Origin of the sequence: Chryseotalea sp. WA131a, assembly GCA_025370075.1 — a bacterium.
In the GTDB taxonomy this organism is placed as follows: Bacteria; Bacteroidota; Bacteroidia; order Cytophagales; family Cyclobacteriaceae; genus ELB16-189.
Window position 1 is genome coordinate 3,565,003 of sequence record CP073016.1, and the last position, 17,594, is coordinate 3,582,596.

Below are 17,594 nucleotides of genomic sequence, written 5' to 3' on the forward strand. Positions count from 1 at the left end.
ATTTGCTGAAAACAAACATTTACCAAAATGAAAACAAAACTTCACATAACAATTTTCATTGTAATAACTCTAATGGCCTTTGTCTTAGGCTCGCTTTGCGCTCATGCTCAAAGTGTAAAAGACGAAGAAGCAATCAAAGCGCAGATTGACGTTTACCTGTCGGATTGTGTAACACACCAGTTCACCAAAAACATGAAATCCTACACTACACCAGATGCCGAATGGATAAATATTGTGGGCATGCATTGGCGGGGACAGGAAGAAATGATTGTAGGCCATCAACGAATATTCGATGCGATTTTCAACAACGTGCCTTTTACAAAGAAAAGTGTGCGTGTGCGTTTTGTTACAAACAATGTTGCCGTATCCACATTGCAAATTCACGTGGGCGCTTTCTTTCCGCCCGATGGAATTGATCGAGGTGTGAACAAACGACCAGAAGCAGATGATTTATTAACATTGGTATTTGTGAAGAAAAATAACGTTTGGCTACTCACAGCAGGCCAAAATACAGTAATTGACCCCAATGCAAAAAATCCGGTGGAACCTAAATAAACTTCCGAACAATACTATTTCAAATTTTGAAAGCACTTTTAAAATAATCACCATTTTAGTCGTACAAAGACCTTTCCGTCAAAAGCGGGTCGCATTTATTTTTACAATTGTTTCCAAACGCTGTAATCTTGTGGACATTAAACCGACTCATGGTTAAATTAAACATTTGGTTGGGGTAAGATGTTAGCTAAGACGCGAAAAGTAAAGTATGGCATCTGAACGAGAGTTTACCAACCTCATTGAAGAGAACCGGGGAATTATCTTTAAAGTAATTCGGCTGTACGTGAACCATGAAGAAGATGAGCGCGACTTGTTTCAAGAGATTCTTTTTCAAGCATGGCGGTCGTATCCCAACTTTAAAGGGCAGTCAAAGTTTTCTACGTGGCTCTATCGAGTTGGTTTAAATACCGTGCTTACGTTTAAAAGACGACCGCAATTAGTTGTTCCGCATGAAGATTTGTCGTTGTTGAAAACCAGTTCGGGCAATAAGATTCAAAGCGAAGAAACAGAAGCCTTGTATATCGCCATTCGCGAACTAAATGAAATTGACCGCATGATTGTCACGCTGCATTTGGATGGTTATGAAAATGAAGAAATCGCAGAGATATCAGGATTGACCAAAAATAATGTGGCAGTAAAGCTGCATCGTATAAAAGAGACATTGACTAAAAAGTTGAAAGCCTTGTAGTATGGAATTAGGGGAGCTTTGGAAAAAATTAGATTCAGATAAACTCAGCAAGCCTGTGTTAGGAGCTGTTCACATTCAAAAAAAATCTAAGCACCCGGTACAGAAGCTGAAGAATGCCTATTTATGGACTTCGGGTTTTTCGTTTGTCTTTTTGATTGGCTTTATAATTCTTTTCTTTTTGTTTGACGAGACTATTGTAAAAGCAGGATTGGTGTTTATGATAGCCAGCTATATTTTCTTTTTTGCAGCTAATTTTTCCATGTATCAAAAAGTAAATGTCGTGTTGCCCATTGATCAGAGTTTAAAAAAGGCACTGGAGTATACCCATCAATTTATTACGGAGAATATTCGATTTCAGGAAAGAGTGGCGCTATTCATCTATCCGTTTGCCGCTGCGTCCGGCTTTTTAATGGGTGGCTCTGCGGGAAGTGGAAACGTGATGAAGATGTTGGAGATAAAAGAGGTCATCATCATCATGGTTGTTACCAGTGCTGTTCTTACGCCAGCCGGTTTTTACCTGACCCGCTGGCTATACAAGGTATCTTATGAGAAGTGCCTGACCGAATTAAAAGCTCGAATTGACGAGTTGCAGAGACCCAATTAGTTCACCGAACAAAACAAAACAAGACACTTTATAACATAGGCGTTGTTTTCATGCCGAAAATAGAACATCTTTAGTGCAAACGTTTTATCATGCGCTATCTTGTATTGCTTCTTTGCTTGAATTCGTTTTCTGCCTTTGCACAGAAAAAAATCACCACTACACCCACTGCCAAAAAACCGTTAACTCATTCGGTGTATGATGGCTGGAAAGAAATTCCATATAAATCATTAACTCCCGATGGCGCGGTGGCCGTGATGACTATCAACCCGCAAGATGGAGATGGCAAGGCCGTGTTCTATCATCTCAAAACCAATATGCAAGATTCTGTTAAGCGTGCAGCCGAAATCGGGCTCACGTTTGATAGCAAGCAAGTCGTCTTCAAAATCAAGCCGCAGCAGAATGTAGTGAAGGAATTGCGAAGGCAGAAAAAGAAAAAAGAAGATTTGCCAAAAGATTCATTAGGCATTTATTCAATAGCCACAAGAAAAACTGAAAAAGTAGCCGAGGTAAAATCATTTAAAATCCCTGAGAAGGCAGGCGGATGGGTGGCGTATCAATTAGAAGCTAAAAAGGAAGTAAAGCCCAAGGTGGATGATAAACCCAAGACCGAGGTAAAGCCTGAAGAAAAGAAAGAAGAGAAAAAATCTACTAAAAAGAAAAAAGGCAACTCCGATGATAACGGCTATACCCTTGTGCTGCGCTCATTAGCAGATGCCAAGGAAAAGTCTTTTGGATATGTAAAAGACTATACGTTCGCCAAATTTGGTCAAGGATTATTGTTTTCCTCCACGGGAAACGACTCGACCATGAAAGCGGGCGTATATTGGTATGACTTGACCAACGGCAATCTTGCCGCATTGCATCAAGGCAAATCTAAATTCAAATACAAAGGCCTTTCCATCAGCGAAGACGGAAAACAAGCGGCCTTCTTAGTGGACACCGATACAACAAAAGCACTCGTGCGCCATTTCCAACTTCACGTTTGGAAGCAAGGCGAGGCATCAGCAAAATTTGTCGATGCGGAAAAAGCATTGGTGTTGCCCACGAATTGGTTGGTAAGCGAACATTACACACCGCTATTCAGCAAAGATGGGAGCAAATTATTTTTTGGTTCAGCACCAACTCCAGCCGTTGCCGATACCACACTGCTTCCCGAAGAAATGGCCGTTGTCGAAGTTTGGGGCGGCAATGACGATTATATTTATTCGCAGCAAAACAAACAGCTGGATACTGAAAAGAAGCGCAGCTATTTAGTAGCCTATGATTTGGCAACAAATACCATTAGGCAGATAGGCAACAAAGATGTTCCCACGATTACCATTGGTAACGAGGGCAATTCAAAAATTCTGCTGGGAGAAAGTGATGTAAAGCACCGAAAGATGATTACATGGGACACCCAGAATTTTTCAGACGTATATGTGTTTGATCTGTCCACTAACACTCGAAAATTGGTGCAAGAAAAATTAAAAGGAAACGCCAATCTCTCGCCATTAGCAGAGTATGTGTATTGGTATAGCCTGCCTGATACAACTTGGTTTGCCCATCACATCGCTACAGAAAAAACCAGCCCGGTTTCAAAAGGCATTCGCGCAGGCGATGAAGAAGATGACCACCCTGATTTTCCAAGCTCATATGGTTTGGCAGGTTGGACAAAAGATGATGTGCACTTATTGATTTACGACCGCTACGATATTTGGTCACTCGATCCAAAAGGCAATGAAGCGCCTGTCAATCTTACTAAGATTGGCCGCACTGAAAAGATTCGATTCCGTTATGTTCGGCTTGATAGTGAAGAAAGATTTATAGATCCCGACAAAGAACTTTTGTTGAGTGCATTTAATGAAACGACCAAGGCTTCGGGCTACTACAAATTCAATTTAAAAACCAATCAACTGACAAAGTTAATGATGAGCGATCATCGCTATTCGTTTACTGCGAAAGCTAAGAATGCGAATCAACTACTTTTTACCAGAGAGAGTTTCCGCGAATATCCCGATGTGTGGACCACCGATTTCTCATTTGCAACGCCAAAGAAAATTACTGATGCTAATCTACAAATGAAAAATTATTTCTGGGGCTCGGTTGAAAAAGTTTCATGGACTTCGTTGGACAATATTCCACTAGAAGGCTTGTTATATAAGCCCGAAGGCTTTGATCCAAAAAAGAAATACCCGATGATGGTTTATTTCTACGAGAAGTATGCAGACGACATCCATCAGCACTATGCACCAGCGCCTATTCGGTCTTTTATTAACTTCTCTTTATATGCCAGTAATGGCTATTTGGTTTTTGTGCCAGACATCGTTTACAAAATCGGCTACCCAGGCGAGAGTGCACATAACTGCGTGTTGCCGGGTGTTACATCTTTAATCAGCAAAGGATTTGTAGATGAGAAACATATTGGAGTACAAGGCCATAGTTGGGGAGGCTATCAAGCAGCTTATTTGATCACGCGCACTAATTTATTTGCTGCTGCTGAAGCGGGCGCACCTGTAGTGAACATGGTCAGTGCATATGGTGGTGTGCGTTGGGAGAGTGGTTTGAGTCGAATGTTTCAATACGAAAAATCACAAACCAGATTGGGGGCTTCACTGTGGCAGAAACCATTGCTTTATTTAGAAAACTCCCCCATCTTCTTTGCCGACAAAGTGCAAACGCCATTACTAATGATGCACAATGATGCGGATGGCGCGGTGCCGTGGTACCAAGGGATCGAATTCTATATGGCTATGCGTAGGCTGAACAAGCCCGTGTGGATGCTCAACTACAACGGTCAGGGCCACGGCCTCACACAGCGGCAAGACCGCACCGACTTCGCCATTCGCATGATGCAGTTTTTTGACCACTACCTGAAAGGCACACCCATGGCACCGTGGATGAAGCAAGGGATATCTGCTGTGGAGAAGGGGACTATGAAGGGGTATTAAGGAATACTGTAGAAATTCTGCAGAAAATGTAAAAAATATTGTACTTTTGTACTAACCGTACCCGTATTGCTTCCCGTAAGAACAGCATGCGGGTCTTTTTTTGCACAATAGCGATCTTGGCTTATGCCCAAACCGCCTAAAACAATCACTGAGCAAATTACCCTTCTACAAAGTCGCAACATGACTTTTAAGGATTTGCCTAATGCTCCGCATTTTCTTTCCAATATCTCATACTACAGGTTAAAAGGTTATTGGTGGGAAATGCAGGACAATCAAGTGAATCATCATTTTCGAAACGGAAGCGTTTTTGAAGATGTAATCGACTTATACAACTTTGATAGACATTTCCGGCTTATTGTCTTTAATGCAATCGAGCGAATTGAAATTGCCTTGCGTACAAAATTAATTTATCACTTCTCCCTGTCTCATGGTGCTGAATGGTATTTAAATCCATCCTTATTTGATAAACAAAAAGAGTTTGCCTTGTTTGTATCAAAAATTTATTCTGATATGGGTAGGAGTAGCGAAGAATTTATAGTAAAGCATTTTGAAAATCATCCAACGGAACACCCAGAAAGCTGGAAAGGATTAGAGGTTTTAACACTTGGAACTCTTTCTAAGCTTTATCAGAATATTAAACATCAAATGCCTCAAAAAAGTCAAATAGCTAATGAATTTGGTCTAAACAATCAAAAGTATCTTGCTAGCTGGTTGCTCACGATAACCTTGATTAGAAATATCATTGCGCATCATGGAAGGCTATGGAACAGAGTTGTCATTAATAAATATGATTGGCCTCCAAGCACGAACAAACCACTCTTAAGCTATATTCCCAATAACGTTCAAAGACGCAAAATCTTTCCAATTCTTTCAGCTATAATTTATCTTAACAATGAAGTAAGTCCAAAGCATCATATAAAGTCAGAGCTATCGCAATTATTTCAAAATTTTCCGAATATTCAATTAGGCAGAATGGGCTTCCCTGTGAATTGGAGGAATGAACCTATTTGGCAATAGCCTTTAATTGCTTAATCTTATTTCAATTCCCACCAGAATTCAATACTTTGTTGCCCTTTCTGTTAAACCTTGTTAGGCTATGGCCAATGCTCCTGATTTATTTGGTATGATTAGCAAACTTCAGTTTCACTATTGGTTTAGCGACAAAACGCACACCATGGATGCGCTGGTGCACAACAAATGCGAGCGCGAGCTGCTGGAGCTAACAAAGGCCGTTGCTAAATTGTGCGGGGTGGCCATTAAAATGGAAACGGAACCATCGGGGAAGGGTGGACTGAAAAGTTGGCTTACGCTTGCTGCCAAATCCCCCAAAAGAACACCTCTCCAAAAAATTGTCTTGGTAAATACCATAGTAGCGGCAAGCGTATCTACACCGAACAATACTTCGGTCCAAGGAGCAATCGACACATGCCTAGATAAACTTATTGATGAAAAAGAACTTGATGAAGCCAAGCGAACATCTCTTCAACAGGATATTCTTCAACTAAAGGCTGCGGCTGCCAATCTTTTATCTTCTCTCGACCAAGACACCGTAATAAAGAAACGGAGATCTAATTTTTACGATTTGCTCCGCAAATACCTGAAGGTAAAAAGCATTTCAGTAACCCTAACAGACGAAGCGAAGAAGCCCCTAACCGAAGAACAACGAGTGGACCGCGAGGACTTTAAAAATTTTATTGTTCAGTCCAATGCAGTCGCTCCGCAGACGGTGGAACATGCGCAAATTGAAATTATCTCACCCGTGCTCATGAAAGGCAAACACAAATGGCGGGGAATGTACAACGGGTCGGCCATTTCGTTTGTAATGAAATCTGACGATTTTATGGAAATGGTGCAGTCCGGCAAAGTGGAATTTAAAAGTGGCTCTAGCATCGTTTGCACATTGGAAATCGAAAAGAAAATAAACGGTGTGGGCGTAGAGCGTATCATTGGCTATAATATTTTAAGTGTGAGCAGCTATTCAGAAGGAGGTAAAACAATTGAAACGCCAGAAGCCAAACAAAAGCAAAAACAGAATACCGTAAGCAAACGCCAACTCGATTTGTTTGGGTAGTGCGGTTGTTTTTCGGTGACTTGCCAGCGGTCCTACAAATCTGACAAAGGTATTTCCAGCAAGCACTGAAACTCTCGGGCAAAGTCCACCGACACCCGTGCATGCACCGCCCCTTGCCGATCTAAAAATCGTTGGCTTCCCTCAATGGCAAAAACGCCTTCGTGCCAAATATTTGGGTGGATGTAGAAACCTTTATTGCCCTCGCATAAAAAGCAAATAAATTGGTCAGGGCGAATGTCATCTCCTGGCAATGCCACTGGCACCAGGTAGGGTCGGTTATCGATCGGAAAAAATAGTTGACCACCATCGGGGTGATAATTAGCGTGCCACAACAGTATCTTGTTGGGTTTACTGTTTGTTTGTGTTGATGCTTGTGTGGGTTCGTTTCCATAACCTAAAACATAGTTTCCTCCTACTGCCTCATTGCTTCCGTAAAGTATCTCGCCTTTCCATTCACTTAGAAAAATACCTTCTTTCGTTCCTCCTTCATCGCCACTGTCGCTATCAACAGGCCGCCAACCTTGCGCGGGCCATCGAGAAATTTCTATCTTAAAATGTGCGGGGTTGTCTACCAAAAAGCCATAGTTTTTTACGCTCATCTCAGTTGCTTCGATGATGGGAACTTTAACTCGACCAAGCCCTTCAGGCAAATTTGGGTTGAGGTAATCAGGTGGGGCATTCGTTATCATCCTACAATTTTAACCAACTGGCATGACACCAAGATTATGGAATGATGAAGTTTCTGTGGGTTGAATTTCAAATCTCGTCCTCTTATTTGACCCACTCAAAAAACACCACAGATTTCACAGAAAATAAAGATGAGTAAATTTTAGTTGTGAAAGTCCAGGAATCGGTAGCTACCTAAATCATGCATAACTATAGATTACCACTAAAACGCTTGCATCACATACCACAATTGTTCAAACTCATTTGCAAAAGATTTGATTACCCCGGCTTCGCTTGTGACCAAAATATTTTCGTGGTTGTATTTCGCTGCACTCAGTGTCCAGTTGTAGCTGCCGGTAATTAAAGTGCGCTGGTCGGCAATCATAAATTTATGATGCATGTGGTTGGGTGTGATGTCCATCTTCACAGCAATGCCTGCCCTTGCCAATTCATCAATATCAGACCCCATATCCAACGACTTGTCATTATCGGTAATCAATTTGATTTGAACTCTTCTTTTGTGGGCGGCCAGCAAACTTTTGGTGATGTTGTTATCGCTAATCGTAAATACACAAATCAGTAATTGCTTGGTAGCACGATCAATGTAATGCGTGATAGTGGTCCAGCATTCTTCCCCGGGGCTAAAGAATGCATCGGTCGTTAGTGGTGGTGGCGTAGCCAATGCACTGATAGCCGTTTTGGTCCACTCTAAAATAAAGGAATAGTTGTTTGGATTAATTTTTTGATCGGCTAATTCAAACACTTTGCCGCGCAAAAAATTCAGTTGATTTTGGTCAAGCAGTTTTTCTTGAACCAGCAATTTGAAGGTTCGCTTTTCTTCTTTTGAAAAAACTTCGTCTGCAATGCTGCTTTGCAGATAGGCTACTAGTTCATCCATTTTTTTCTGACTTATTTTTTCTCGCCCACTGGCAATTCAATTTTTTCTGCCCACACATACTTGTTAAACCACTGCCAATTGTGCCATGTTGCGGCCAATCGTTCTTTCGGCTTGGTAATGCCGTGACCAAAGCCTTTCTATACAATTAATTCGGCCGGTATATTTTTATCGCGCAAGCCTTGCAATAGCTCGTAGCCATTTGGCAATGGGCATCGATGTTTAAAATAGAGATACAAATGAACAAAATGATTGGCGATGGCTCAGCGCTTTTTGATGATTGGTGAAGAGGTTATACAAAGTGGTTATGCTCCATTTCAAAGGTCATACCAAAGAAGGAAGCTAGCCTTAGTATCACTTTTCGCAGTATATTTGTTGCCTAAATTTTTAAATTTTATGCGGCTTGCCCAATTAGCCAGAAAGGTATCGATCAAACAAAGTGAAATCATCGAATTTCTTGCCACGCAACAAATCACTGTGCAAGATTCTTCCAATGCACGGATAGAAGACGAGCACATGAAAGTAGTGGTTGGCCATTTTGCGCCAGCCTTGTTAGAAGAAATTTCTGTACAATCAGCAGACGAAGAAAAAATTGAATCTGCCGAAATGCCTGTGGAGGTTGCGGCCACAACTCATCATGAACCAATCGCTTCCGCGGAGGTGGTAATTGAAAATAATAAGCAGCCCATTGAAGTTATCAAAGTGCCTAAAGTTGAACTTCCTGGCTTAAAAGTAATTGGCAAAATTGAATTGCCCGAGCCGAAGAAAAAAGATACCACCACCGAAGGATCAACAACCGAGGAAAAACCTCATAAAAAATTTGGTCAACCACGCGAACGCAAGCAGTTTGACCGCAGGGACAACCGAAACCCCATAAGCTTGCAACGAGAACGCGAGGAGCGGGAGGCCGAACGAAAAAGACAAGAGCAACTGAAGACAGAAAAAGAGCTAAAGACAAAACGCTACTTAAACAAAGTAAAGCAGCAACCTAATAAGCCAATAAAGTTAGTGAAGGAAGAAGTGGAGGAAGTGGTTACAGTAGAAGAGCCCCAACCTAACACGCTATGGGGAAAGTTCATCAAATGGTTAAGAACCTAACCATGCCAACGCGCCAAGTAACTTCACAATTAGTAGCAAGCGAATTAGAATTCGTTACCTCGCGCAGTAGCGGGCCGGGTGGGCAAAATGTAAACAAAGTTAATACAAAGGTTACCCTGCGTTGGCCAGTGGTTGCTTCTGTCATTCTTTCCTCAGAAGAAAGGGACACCATCACCCAAAAACTTGCCTCGCGCATTACCCTTGAGGGCGAACTCGTCATCTCTGCACAAGACAAGCGCTCGCAACTGCAAAACAAAGAAGCCGCGCTGGCAAGGCTGGATGAACTGCTCACCAAAGCCTTTGTTAAAAAGAAAAAACGGAAGGCTACCAAGCCGAGCAAAGTTGCAGTGCAAAAGCGAATCGAAAGCAAGAAAAGGCAAGGCGAGAAAAAGAAGATGAGGCGGGTGGATTATTAAAGTGCCGACCCCAACCCAAGCGCATAGAACCCAAAAACCCTGACTCCAATCATTGTTTTGTATCGATTGCGCCTTTATATTGCACTGTTTAAAATCAGTCTAAATAAGAAATGGCCAAAACGGTATCAGAAATGAAGCCTGGCGAGACAGGGGTAATTGCCCATTTTGATGATGAGCAAATTGCCATTAAGTTGATGGAGATGGGTTTTCTGCCTGGGACGGCTATCCGCTTCAATTTTGCCGCACCTTTTGGCGATCCGGTGTGCGTTACCGTTTCAGATTACGATCTATCGCTACGTATTGAAGAGGCTTCCACCATTACCATTATCAACTAATGGCAAACGGAAAGCGCTTAAAAATCGCCCTGGTGGGCAAACCAAACTCAGGCAAATCATCTTTGTTCAATCAACTGACAGGGCTTAACCAAAAAATCGGAAATTTTCCGGGCGTAACGGTTGACAAGCGGATTGGCTTTTGTCAATTGGATGAAAACATACAGGGAGAGATAATCGATTTGCCGGGCATTTATAGTTTGTATCCCCGAACCTTAGATGAAAAAATCGTAACCGAAATTTTTACCGATCAGCAAAACAAGCTCTACCCCGACAAGGTAGTACTGATTGCCGATGCCACCAATTTAAAAAACTGTCTGTTGCTGCTTACGCAATTGATGGATCTCAAGATTCCCTCGGTATTGGCTTTGAACATGATGGACCTGGCCGCGAAGTCGGGGCTGAGCATGGATGTAAAGAAATTGGCCAGCAAGCTGGATATGCCCGTGGTGATGATTAATGCTCGGCAAGGCCACGGAATTGTGGAACTAAAGCGCTGCATGGCAAAGGATCTGAAGGCATCGCACAAAACAGTATTTACCATTGATGAAGAAATAAGGCCTGTAGTTGAGAAAATCAAAACCCATTTTCACCTGCAAGCCGATTACGAAGCTTACCAATATCTTCAGCAACCCGATAATCTCGTTTTTTTAAAACCTGAACAACGCGAGTTTATTAAATCAACGGCAAAGGAAAACGGATTTTTCGCCCATAAATACCAAGGGGCTGAAACCGTAACCCGCTACGGGTTCATTCAAGAGCTGTTAAATGAAATCGTTATTAAAAAATCCACCCGCGAGTGGAAAAAAGTTTCCTATGGCATTGATAAGGTACTGACGCACAAAGTGTGGGGCTACCTCATTTTCTTTGTGGTGCTGTTCCTAATTTTTCAGTCCATTTTTGCGTGGGCGCAAATCCCGATGGATTTCATTGATAATTCGTTTGCCCGTCTGAGCAATGTGTTGGCGAAAGAACTGCCGGAGGGACCTTTGTTTGAATTGATTTCACAAGGCATTGTGCCCGGCATTGGCGGCATTGTTATTTTCATTCCACAGATTGCCATCTTGTTTGCTTTCATCGCTATTTTAGAAGAAACAGGCTATATGGCACGCGTGGTTTTTATGATGGACAAAATCATGCGAAAGTTCGGCCTTAACGGGAAAAGTGTGGTGCCATTGATGTCAGGTTGGGCGTGTGCCATACCCGCCATCATGGCCACGCGCACGATTGATAATTGGAAGGATCGGTTGATCACCATTTTCGTAACACCTTTTATGAGTTGCTCGGCAAGGTTGCCGGTATTCACCATTTTAGTAGCATTGATTATTCCGGACACCAAATTATTTGGCTTCTTCAATTACCAAGGGTTGGTGTTGATGGGCTTATATCTGTTGGGATTTTTGGCCGCCATCCTCTCGGCTTGGGCGATGAAATTCATCATTAAAACAACAGAGCGGAGTTTTTTAATGATGGAGCTACCCACTTATCGAATGCCCAAGTGGAGTAATGTTGGCTACACCATTATTGAGAAAACCAAAGCCTTTGTATTCGAAGCGGGGAAGGTAATTTTAGCCATCTCGGTTATCTTATGGGTACTGGCTAGTTATGGCCCTATTGACGAAATGAATGCAGCCAAAAAATTAATGCGGGAGGAAGGACAAAAGCTTAACCTAACCGAAGCCCAAATTGCAGATAATGTTGCGGCCTATAAATTAGAGCATTCGTATGCTGGCAAACTCGGTAAAAGTATCGAGCCAGTGATTAAGCCTTTGGGCTTTGATTGGAAAATCGGAATTGCTTTAGTGACCTCCTTTGCTGCGCGCGAAGTGTTTGTGGGTACCATAGCAACCATTTATAGCATTGGCAGTGCCGAAGACCAACCCACCATTAAACAACGGCTGAAAAAAGAGATTAATCCAGAGACAGGTGGCCCTCGCTACACACCCGCAGTGGGTATGTCGCTCTTGGTATTTTATACTTTTGCCATGCAGTGCATGAGCACGTTGGCCATCGTGAAGCGCGAAACCAAAGGATGGAAATGGCCTCTTATTCAGTTGGCTTACATGACTGGGTTGGCCTACTTATCGGCCTTTATTGTTTTCCAAACCATGTCATAGGTAGCTCCTTTCAAAAACGAAAGTAATATCTGCTCAAAAATTGCCCTTTTTCATTTTGTACTTTATTTTAACTTTACCCAGTTGAAAAGTTGGCTATGAATAAAAACTATCCGTTTGGATTATTTTATCTCGCACACCTGCTCATTAGTGCCGATGTCATCGATGAAAAAGAAGAAACAGCCTTGATGCGCATCAAATCCAAAGAACAAATCGCCAACAATAGCTTTTGTGAGTTTTCAAACAATGTAAGGTCTTTAAAAGAAAAGGAAATTTATCAACAAGGTAGTGAGATGTTGAACAAGTGCTCGGACTCCGAAAAACTAAGCGCATTTGTCCATTTGTACAAAATGTCAGAAGTAGAAAGTACTGTACATGTAAAAGAAGTTCGCTTGTTATTGTATTCCATCAGAATGGTGGCCATTGAATTTAAAGTTATGGTTGAAAAGGCTAAAGCAACTGTATATTGATTACCCTTCGAAGCTTCATAGCAGCCATACTCGTTTCACTTTTGATTGGGTGTAGCTCTTCTCCAAACAAATTTTCAGATACAACCTTATTGGCGATAGCCGATTACCAAGATCATCGGCAAACGGATAGCCTTATTCAATTCCTACTAAACAAAAATCCCGAATACAGAACAGCCGCTGCCTTGGCACTAGCATCGGTGCAAGATAGCGTTGCCGCGCTGCAACTTGGAAACATGGTGTTGGAAGACCCCGTTGTGGAGGCGCGCATGGCTGCAGCCTTCGCTTTGGGGCAAACCAATTGCATTGCATCGGGCAACGCACTGATACCAGCGCTGCAAGACAAAGATATTCGGGTAAAACGAGAAGTGTTGGAGGCATTAGGAAAAACAATACGCAAAGAAGACTTGTCAGTTTTGAAAGCAGTCTTACCAATTGACACGCTTTCGCAAATCGGTTTGGCGTGGGCCAATTATCAACTTGGCTTGCGCGGATTGGTCGACTCGACAATAGTGGCAAAGCAAAGCGAGTTTTTGAAAAATATGTATCCCGAAGGTGCACGATTGGGAGCGGTTCATTTTTTCAATCGTGTTCAAAACATAAAAATAAATCGTTACAGTACTCTCTTACTTGGCACTTGTGCCGATAAAAATGTTTTTGTGCGCATCACAGCGGTAAATGCTTTACGCAAACTAGATTCTGCGGCAGCAGTTAATACTCTTATCAGAATATTAAAAACAGACACGGATTACAGGGTGAGGATTTCTGCTGTGAGGGCATTGGCAAGTTTTAATTCATTAAAGGCTTCACAAGCAGTCATTGAAAGTTTAAATGATTCGAATGCAAATGTGGGCATTGCCGCATCCGAAACATTGAAGGCGCTACCCGAATTAGAAACACAGATTTTAGAAAAATCAAAGGCGACTAAAAACTGGAGGATCCAATCTAATCTCTACAAGCTTGCGCTGGAATTGGGGAAAGCTGGAATTGAAGAAGAGATCATTCGACTTTATAAAAAATCAACCAACGATTATCAAAAAGCAGCATTGCTCAATGCGGCATCGGTGTCGATGGCTATGTTTGATTTTGTTGCCAACGAATTAAAAAATAATTCAGTTTTGGTTGTCAAAACCACTGGAGCTCAAGCATTGGTCAACCTTAATCAGAAATTTTCAAAAGAAAGACAACAAGATTTTGCGGCCGCCTACCAAGAGGCCATTCTGCAAGGCGACCCTGGTGTGATTGGTATTGTTACTTCCGCACTTAAAAATCCAGAACTAAAATTTAAAGAATTAATAAAGGATTACTCGTTCTTATTGGTTGCGAAAAGTAAACTCTCTTTACCGAAAGATGTGGAGGCGTTGCAACCTTTAGAGGAAGCGATTGCCTATTTTGAAGGAAAAGAAAAACCTAATTTCCCCACGAATCCATTTAATCATCCCATCGATTGGAAATTGGTAAAGTCGATTCCTGCTAACCAACAAGTAAAAATCAAAACAGACAAGGGTGATGTTATTCTAAAGTTATGGGTAGAAGAAGCCCCTGGTTCTGTAGCCAATTTTGTAGAGTTGGTGAACAAAAAATATTTCAACAACAAAAATTTTCATCGTGTGGTCCCCAATTTTGTAATCCAAGGCGGCTGCAACCGGGGCGATGGTTTTGGCAGCGAAGACTATTCGATCCGCTCGGAGTTTAATTTACGAAGATATACCGAAGGCTCCGTGGGCATGGCATCTGCCGGAAAAGATACCGAAGGCACTCAATGGTTTATTACCCATTCACCAACGCCACACTTAGACGGACGATACACTATATTTGCCACCGTTAGCAAAGGCATGGAGGTAGTTCATGCCATGGAAGTGGGCGACAAAATTATCGATGTGTCTCTAATCAAATGAAGTATTTTATCATACTCCTCACCTGTTTGGTGGTAGGGAGCTGCCAAGAAAAAAAATCAGCCAACTCGCAGTTATTTGCAAAAGGAAAATCGTTGGGTCAAGTAGTGAAGCGATTGGAAGAAGCATCGGGTTTGGTAGAGAGCATTGCTCAACCAAACCACTTCTGGACGTTGAATGATAGTGGCCATCCAGCGGAAGTTTTTTTGATCGATACGAAAGCCCAGATCAAGCTCGTGTGTAAGTTGAAAGGGATTGAAAATCGTGATTTTGAAGACATCGCCTTAGCAATTGACCCACGTGATGGAAAGAGGTATGTGTATGCGGCTGACATTGGAGATAACCTAGAGAAATTCAAGGTGAAACTAATTTATCGATTTGAGGAACCTTCGCTTGCAACGGGAGCAGAGATCACCATCACCAAATTCGATACAATCAAAGTTGTTTTGGAGGATCGGGTGCGCGATACGGAAGCGATTATGATCGAACCCAAAACAAATGACCTGTATTTGGTTTCGAAGCGCGAAGATTCCGTTCGATTGTATCAAGTAAAATATCCTTTTACTAGAGATACACTTACTGCCATCCGGGTTGCCATTCTACCATTTCATAAAATTGTAGCTGCCAGCATCTCTGCCGATGGTAATGAAGTGTTGATGAAAGACTACGACCGTGTTTATTATTGGAAAGCCAGTAACAATTTAGACTTGGAGAAGCTATTAATGACAAAACCGATTGAGCTTGCTTATGAACGTGAACGGCAAGGTGAGGCAATCTGTTGGGCGCGAGACGGCAAAGGATTTTATACGTTGAGTGAAGCCGTAAGGGGGGAGATGGGGAGACTTTTATACTATAAAAGGAATTAAAAAAGCTTTGAAATTCCGCACCATTAGGATTGCCTCTTTATTAACTCCTCCGCGAATGATTTAAGGATTGTTTGATTTGCTGAAAGTCTATCGAGCGATTGAAAGCCTTCACCAAAGTAGAAATTGATTTTTTGTTCGGTCATTTCACTGACCTTTAATCTATCGTAAATCGCTGTGATTGCCTTTACCTTTTTTCGGTTGTCAAATTTTTTAACTGTTAGCCACTTCTGCAATTCTATTTTATCTTTTCCTCTTGCCTTTTCAATTGACTTGATCAGTAGATAGGTCTTTTTATTGGCAATAATATCGCCACCAACTTGCTTACCAAATTTTTTCTGGTCGGCATATACATCTAGCAGATCGTCTTTTAACTGAAACCCGATCCCGATGTTAGTTCCAAAAGAACGTAACGCTACACGATCACTTTCGGGCGCATCGGCCAAAACAGCACCTAGCTCCAGTGCAAAGCCCAACAGCACTGCTGTCTTCAAACGAATCATTTCAATGTATTGTGCCTCCGTAACTTTTTTCTTCGATTCAAATTCCATATCCCATTGTTGACCTTCACATACTTCGGCTGCACATTGATTGAAGATTTTTAAAACAGATTTAAGTTTCTCTCCCTCCAATTCTAAGAACATGTCATACACCCGCACCAACATCACATCGCCTGAGAGAATAGCGGTATTTACATTCCACTTTTCGTGCACAGTGGCTTTGCCTCTTCGAAGGGGTGCTTTGTCCATAATGTCATCGTGCAACAAAGTAAAGTTGTGAAACGCCTCCACCGCCACGGCATACTTCACTACATCTTTAACATTGCTTTTATACAATGAATAGGCTAGCAATGTGAGCAGAGGGCGCAAGCGTTTTCCGCCAAGAGACATGATATAGCGAATGGGCTCGTAAAGCGAATTGGGCTGTTGGCCGTACTTTTGACGGGTGATTTCTGATTCAATCTGTTCTTTATATTGATTAAGCATATCTAACTAAATATTCCATAAAGGTTCATTTTTCCAGTTTTGCTTTAACCCAATAGCTTTAGCGTCTACATTAGGATACAGTTCAAGTAGAGCAGCAAGTCTTTGAGTAAAATTGTTCTTTGGATGAATTATGTTCAGCAAATATTTCATGCAACATAGATGAACATACAGCATTTCGAATTCGTGCTCTTTTGGTACATCATTAACCCATTCATTAGGAGGATTGTTCATAAGTTTAGGTCTGCCTGGTAGATTCCTATTCCACAATCTACTATGATGTGCACAATAGTTTCTTATTTGGGAAATAGACTGCAACCAACTTGGCAAAAAGGTATGATTGACTGTACCTAATTCCTTTGCAATTGTATCTTTGGATATTACAGTATTTTTTAAATTACCGTACAGCTTTGAGAGATTTCCAAAACTGGTTAACTCTAGTGTTTTCCATGCAGGCGGAAACCTAGAGTCGTCTTTATGTTTTTTTTTGTGCTCCTTAATAAAAGCGTCCTTGGAGCGTTCAACTTCTTCATCAATAGACGCTAATGTCTGAATTAAACTACTTGTATTTTCAAAAATTGAAGTATCTTGAAACCACCAAGGACTAAACTCATGAGACAAGTGATAAATTAATTTAGTTCTGAGACTGATTTCTATCTTTTCGATTACATCAAAAAGCAATAATCTTAATTCTCTATCAAAATTGTATAGAGCTATTGCATCTGAAAATCTGCTTTGAGGTTTAAATATGTGCTTCGCTTTATCTGCTTGCATTGGCCACCAATAACCAGCTAAGCGATAATAACTTATTTGACTCAGATAGTGATAGACATTGTCATTATCTTCTATTATTAAACCTCTTTTTATAAGCTGTTCAACCTGTTCCTGTATTTTGAGAGGCCTTTTTTCAAACATGGCTTAAATGAAAAAACCTCCTTTGTGGAGGTCTACATATGGTTATCGAAAAGTCTAAAAAGCAAAAGACTCGCCCTGGGACGCTGTTCTTATGGGTAGCGTGGC

The 17,594-nt window shown here is 41.6% G+C and carries 17 protein-coding genes; 13 read left to right on the forward strand and 4 right to left on the reverse strand.

The window, feature by feature from the left end; genetic code table 11:
- The first annotated feature begins 27 nt into the window (after positions 1 to 27).
- From KA713_16410 to KA713_16435, 6 genes are all read left to right on the forward strand, one after another.
- The gene (locus tag KA713_16410) at positions 28 to 555 is read left to right on the forward strand and encodes an SgcJ/EcaC family oxidoreductase (protein ID UXE66028.1); all 528 of its coding nucleotides are present in this window, start codon (positions 28 to 30) and stop codon (positions 553 to 555) included.
- Between the two features lie 208 nt (positions 556 to 763).
- On the forward strand, positions 764 to 1,243 hold the full coding sequence (locus tag KA713_16415) for an RNA polymerase sigma factor (GenBank protein UXE66029.1): 480 nt from the start codon (positions 764 to 766) through the stop codon (positions 1,241 to 1,243).
- A gap of 1 nt (position 1,244) precedes the next feature.
- Positions 1,245 to 1,847 carry a hypothetical protein gene (locus tag KA713_16420; GenBank protein UXE66030.1) on the forward strand — a complete coding sequence of 201 codons (603 nt, stop codon included), beginning with the start codon at positions 1,245 to 1,247 and terminating at the stop codon, positions 1,845 to 1,847.
- A gap of 89 nt (positions 1,848 to 1,936) precedes the next feature.
- The gene (locus KA713_16425; protein UXE66031.1) at positions 1,937 to 4,774 is read left to right on the forward strand and encodes a S9 family peptidase; all 2,838 of its coding nucleotides are present in this window, start codon (positions 1,937 to 1,939) and stop codon (positions 4,772 to 4,774) included.
- Between the two features lie 123 nt (positions 4,775 to 4,897).
- Positions 4,898 to 5,791, forward strand: coding sequence for an Abi family protein (locus KA713_16430; protein ID UXE66032.1), 894 nt, complete (start codon positions 4,898 to 4,900; stop codon positions 5,789 to 5,791).
- 79 nt (positions 5,792 to 5,870) lie between these two features.
- The gene (locus KA713_16435) at positions 5,871 to 6,845 is read left to right on the forward strand and encodes a hypothetical protein (GenBank protein ID UXE66033.1); all 975 of its coding nucleotides are present in this window, start codon (positions 5,871 to 5,873) and stop codon (positions 6,843 to 6,845) included.
- Positions 6,846 to 6,877: 32 nt separating this feature from the next.
- On the opposite strand, the gene KA713_16440 is transcribed toward KA713_16435, so the two are convergent.
- Both KA713_16440 and KA713_16445 read right to left on the reverse strand, forming a co-directional pair.
- A complete protein-coding gene (locus KA713_16440) occupies positions 6,878 to 7,534 on the reverse strand; it encodes an ureidoglycolate lyase (GenBank protein UXE66034.1) in 657 nt (218 codons plus the stop codon).
- Positions 7,535 to 7,734: 200 nt separating this feature from the next.
- The gene (locus KA713_16445; protein UXE66035.1) at positions 7,735 to 8,409 is read right to left on the reverse strand and encodes a DUF1669 domain-containing protein; all 675 of its coding nucleotides are present in this window, start codon (positions 8,407 to 8,409) and stop codon (positions 7,735 to 7,737) included.
- Between the two features lie 393 nt (positions 8,410 to 8,802).
- Between KA713_16445 and KA713_16450 the strand changes: the two genes are divergently transcribed.
- From KA713_16450 to KA713_16480, 7 genes are all read left to right on the forward strand, one after another.
- Entirely contained in the window at positions 8,803 to 9,504 is a 702-nt protein-coding gene (locus tag KA713_16450) for a hypothetical protein (protein UXE66036.1), read from the forward strand.
- Between the two features lie 2 nt (positions 9,505 to 9,506).
- Positions 9,507 to 9,920 carry an aminoacyl-tRNA hydrolase gene (gene arfB, locus KA713_16455; GenBank protein ID UXE69164.1) on the forward strand — a complete coding sequence of 138 codons (414 nt, stop codon included), beginning with the start codon at positions 9,507 to 9,509 and terminating at the stop codon, positions 9,918 to 9,920.
- 110 nt (positions 9,921 to 10,030) lie between these two features.
- Positions 10,031 to 10,255 (forward strand): ferrous iron transport protein A, encoded by a 225-nt coding sequence (locus KA713_16460; protein ID UXE66037.1) that lies wholly within the window; start codon positions 10,031 to 10,033, stop codon positions 10,253 to 10,255.
- A complete protein-coding gene (gene feoB, locus KA713_16465; GenBank protein ID UXE66038.1) occupies positions 10,255 to 12,369 on the forward strand; it encodes a ferrous iron transport protein B in 2,115 nt (704 codons plus the stop codon). Before KA713_16460 ends, feoB begins: the two co-directional genes overlap by 1 nt.
- Before the next feature lie 95 nt (positions 12,370 to 12,464).
- Positions 12,465 to 12,836, forward strand: a complete 372-nt coding sequence (locus tag KA713_16470; GenBank protein ID UXE66039.1) for a hypothetical protein — start codon at positions 12,465 to 12,467, stop codon at positions 12,834 to 12,836.
- Positions 12,833 to 14,731 (forward strand): peptidylprolyl isomerase, encoded by a 1,899-nt coding sequence (locus tag KA713_16475; GenBank protein ID UXE66040.1) that lies wholly within the window; start codon positions 12,833 to 12,835, stop codon positions 14,729 to 14,731. The genes KA713_16470 and KA713_16475 overlap by 4 nt, the downstream gene beginning before the upstream one ends.
- Positions 14,728 to 15,594, forward strand: coding sequence for a hypothetical protein (locus KA713_16480; protein ID UXE66041.1), 867 nt, complete (start codon positions 14,728 to 14,730; stop codon positions 15,592 to 15,594). Before KA713_16475 ends, KA713_16480 begins: the two co-directional genes overlap by 4 nt.
- 23 nt (positions 15,595 to 15,617) lie before the next feature.
- Here KA713_16480 and KA713_16485 read toward each other — a convergent pair whose 3' ends face one another.
- Both KA713_16485 and KA713_16490 read right to left on the reverse strand, forming a co-directional pair.
- On the reverse strand, positions 15,618 to 16,577 hold the full coding sequence (locus KA713_16485) for a polyprenyl synthetase family protein (protein ID UXE66042.1): 960 nt from the start codon (positions 16,575 to 16,577) through the stop codon (positions 15,618 to 15,620).
- A 6-nt stretch (positions 16,578 to 16,583) separates the two neighbouring features.
- Positions 16,584 to 17,489 (reverse strand): Abi family protein, encoded by a 906-nt coding sequence (locus KA713_16490; GenBank protein ID UXE66043.1) that lies wholly within the window; start codon positions 17,487 to 17,489, stop codon positions 16,584 to 16,586.
- Positions 17,490 to 17,594 lie beyond the last annotated feature (105 nt).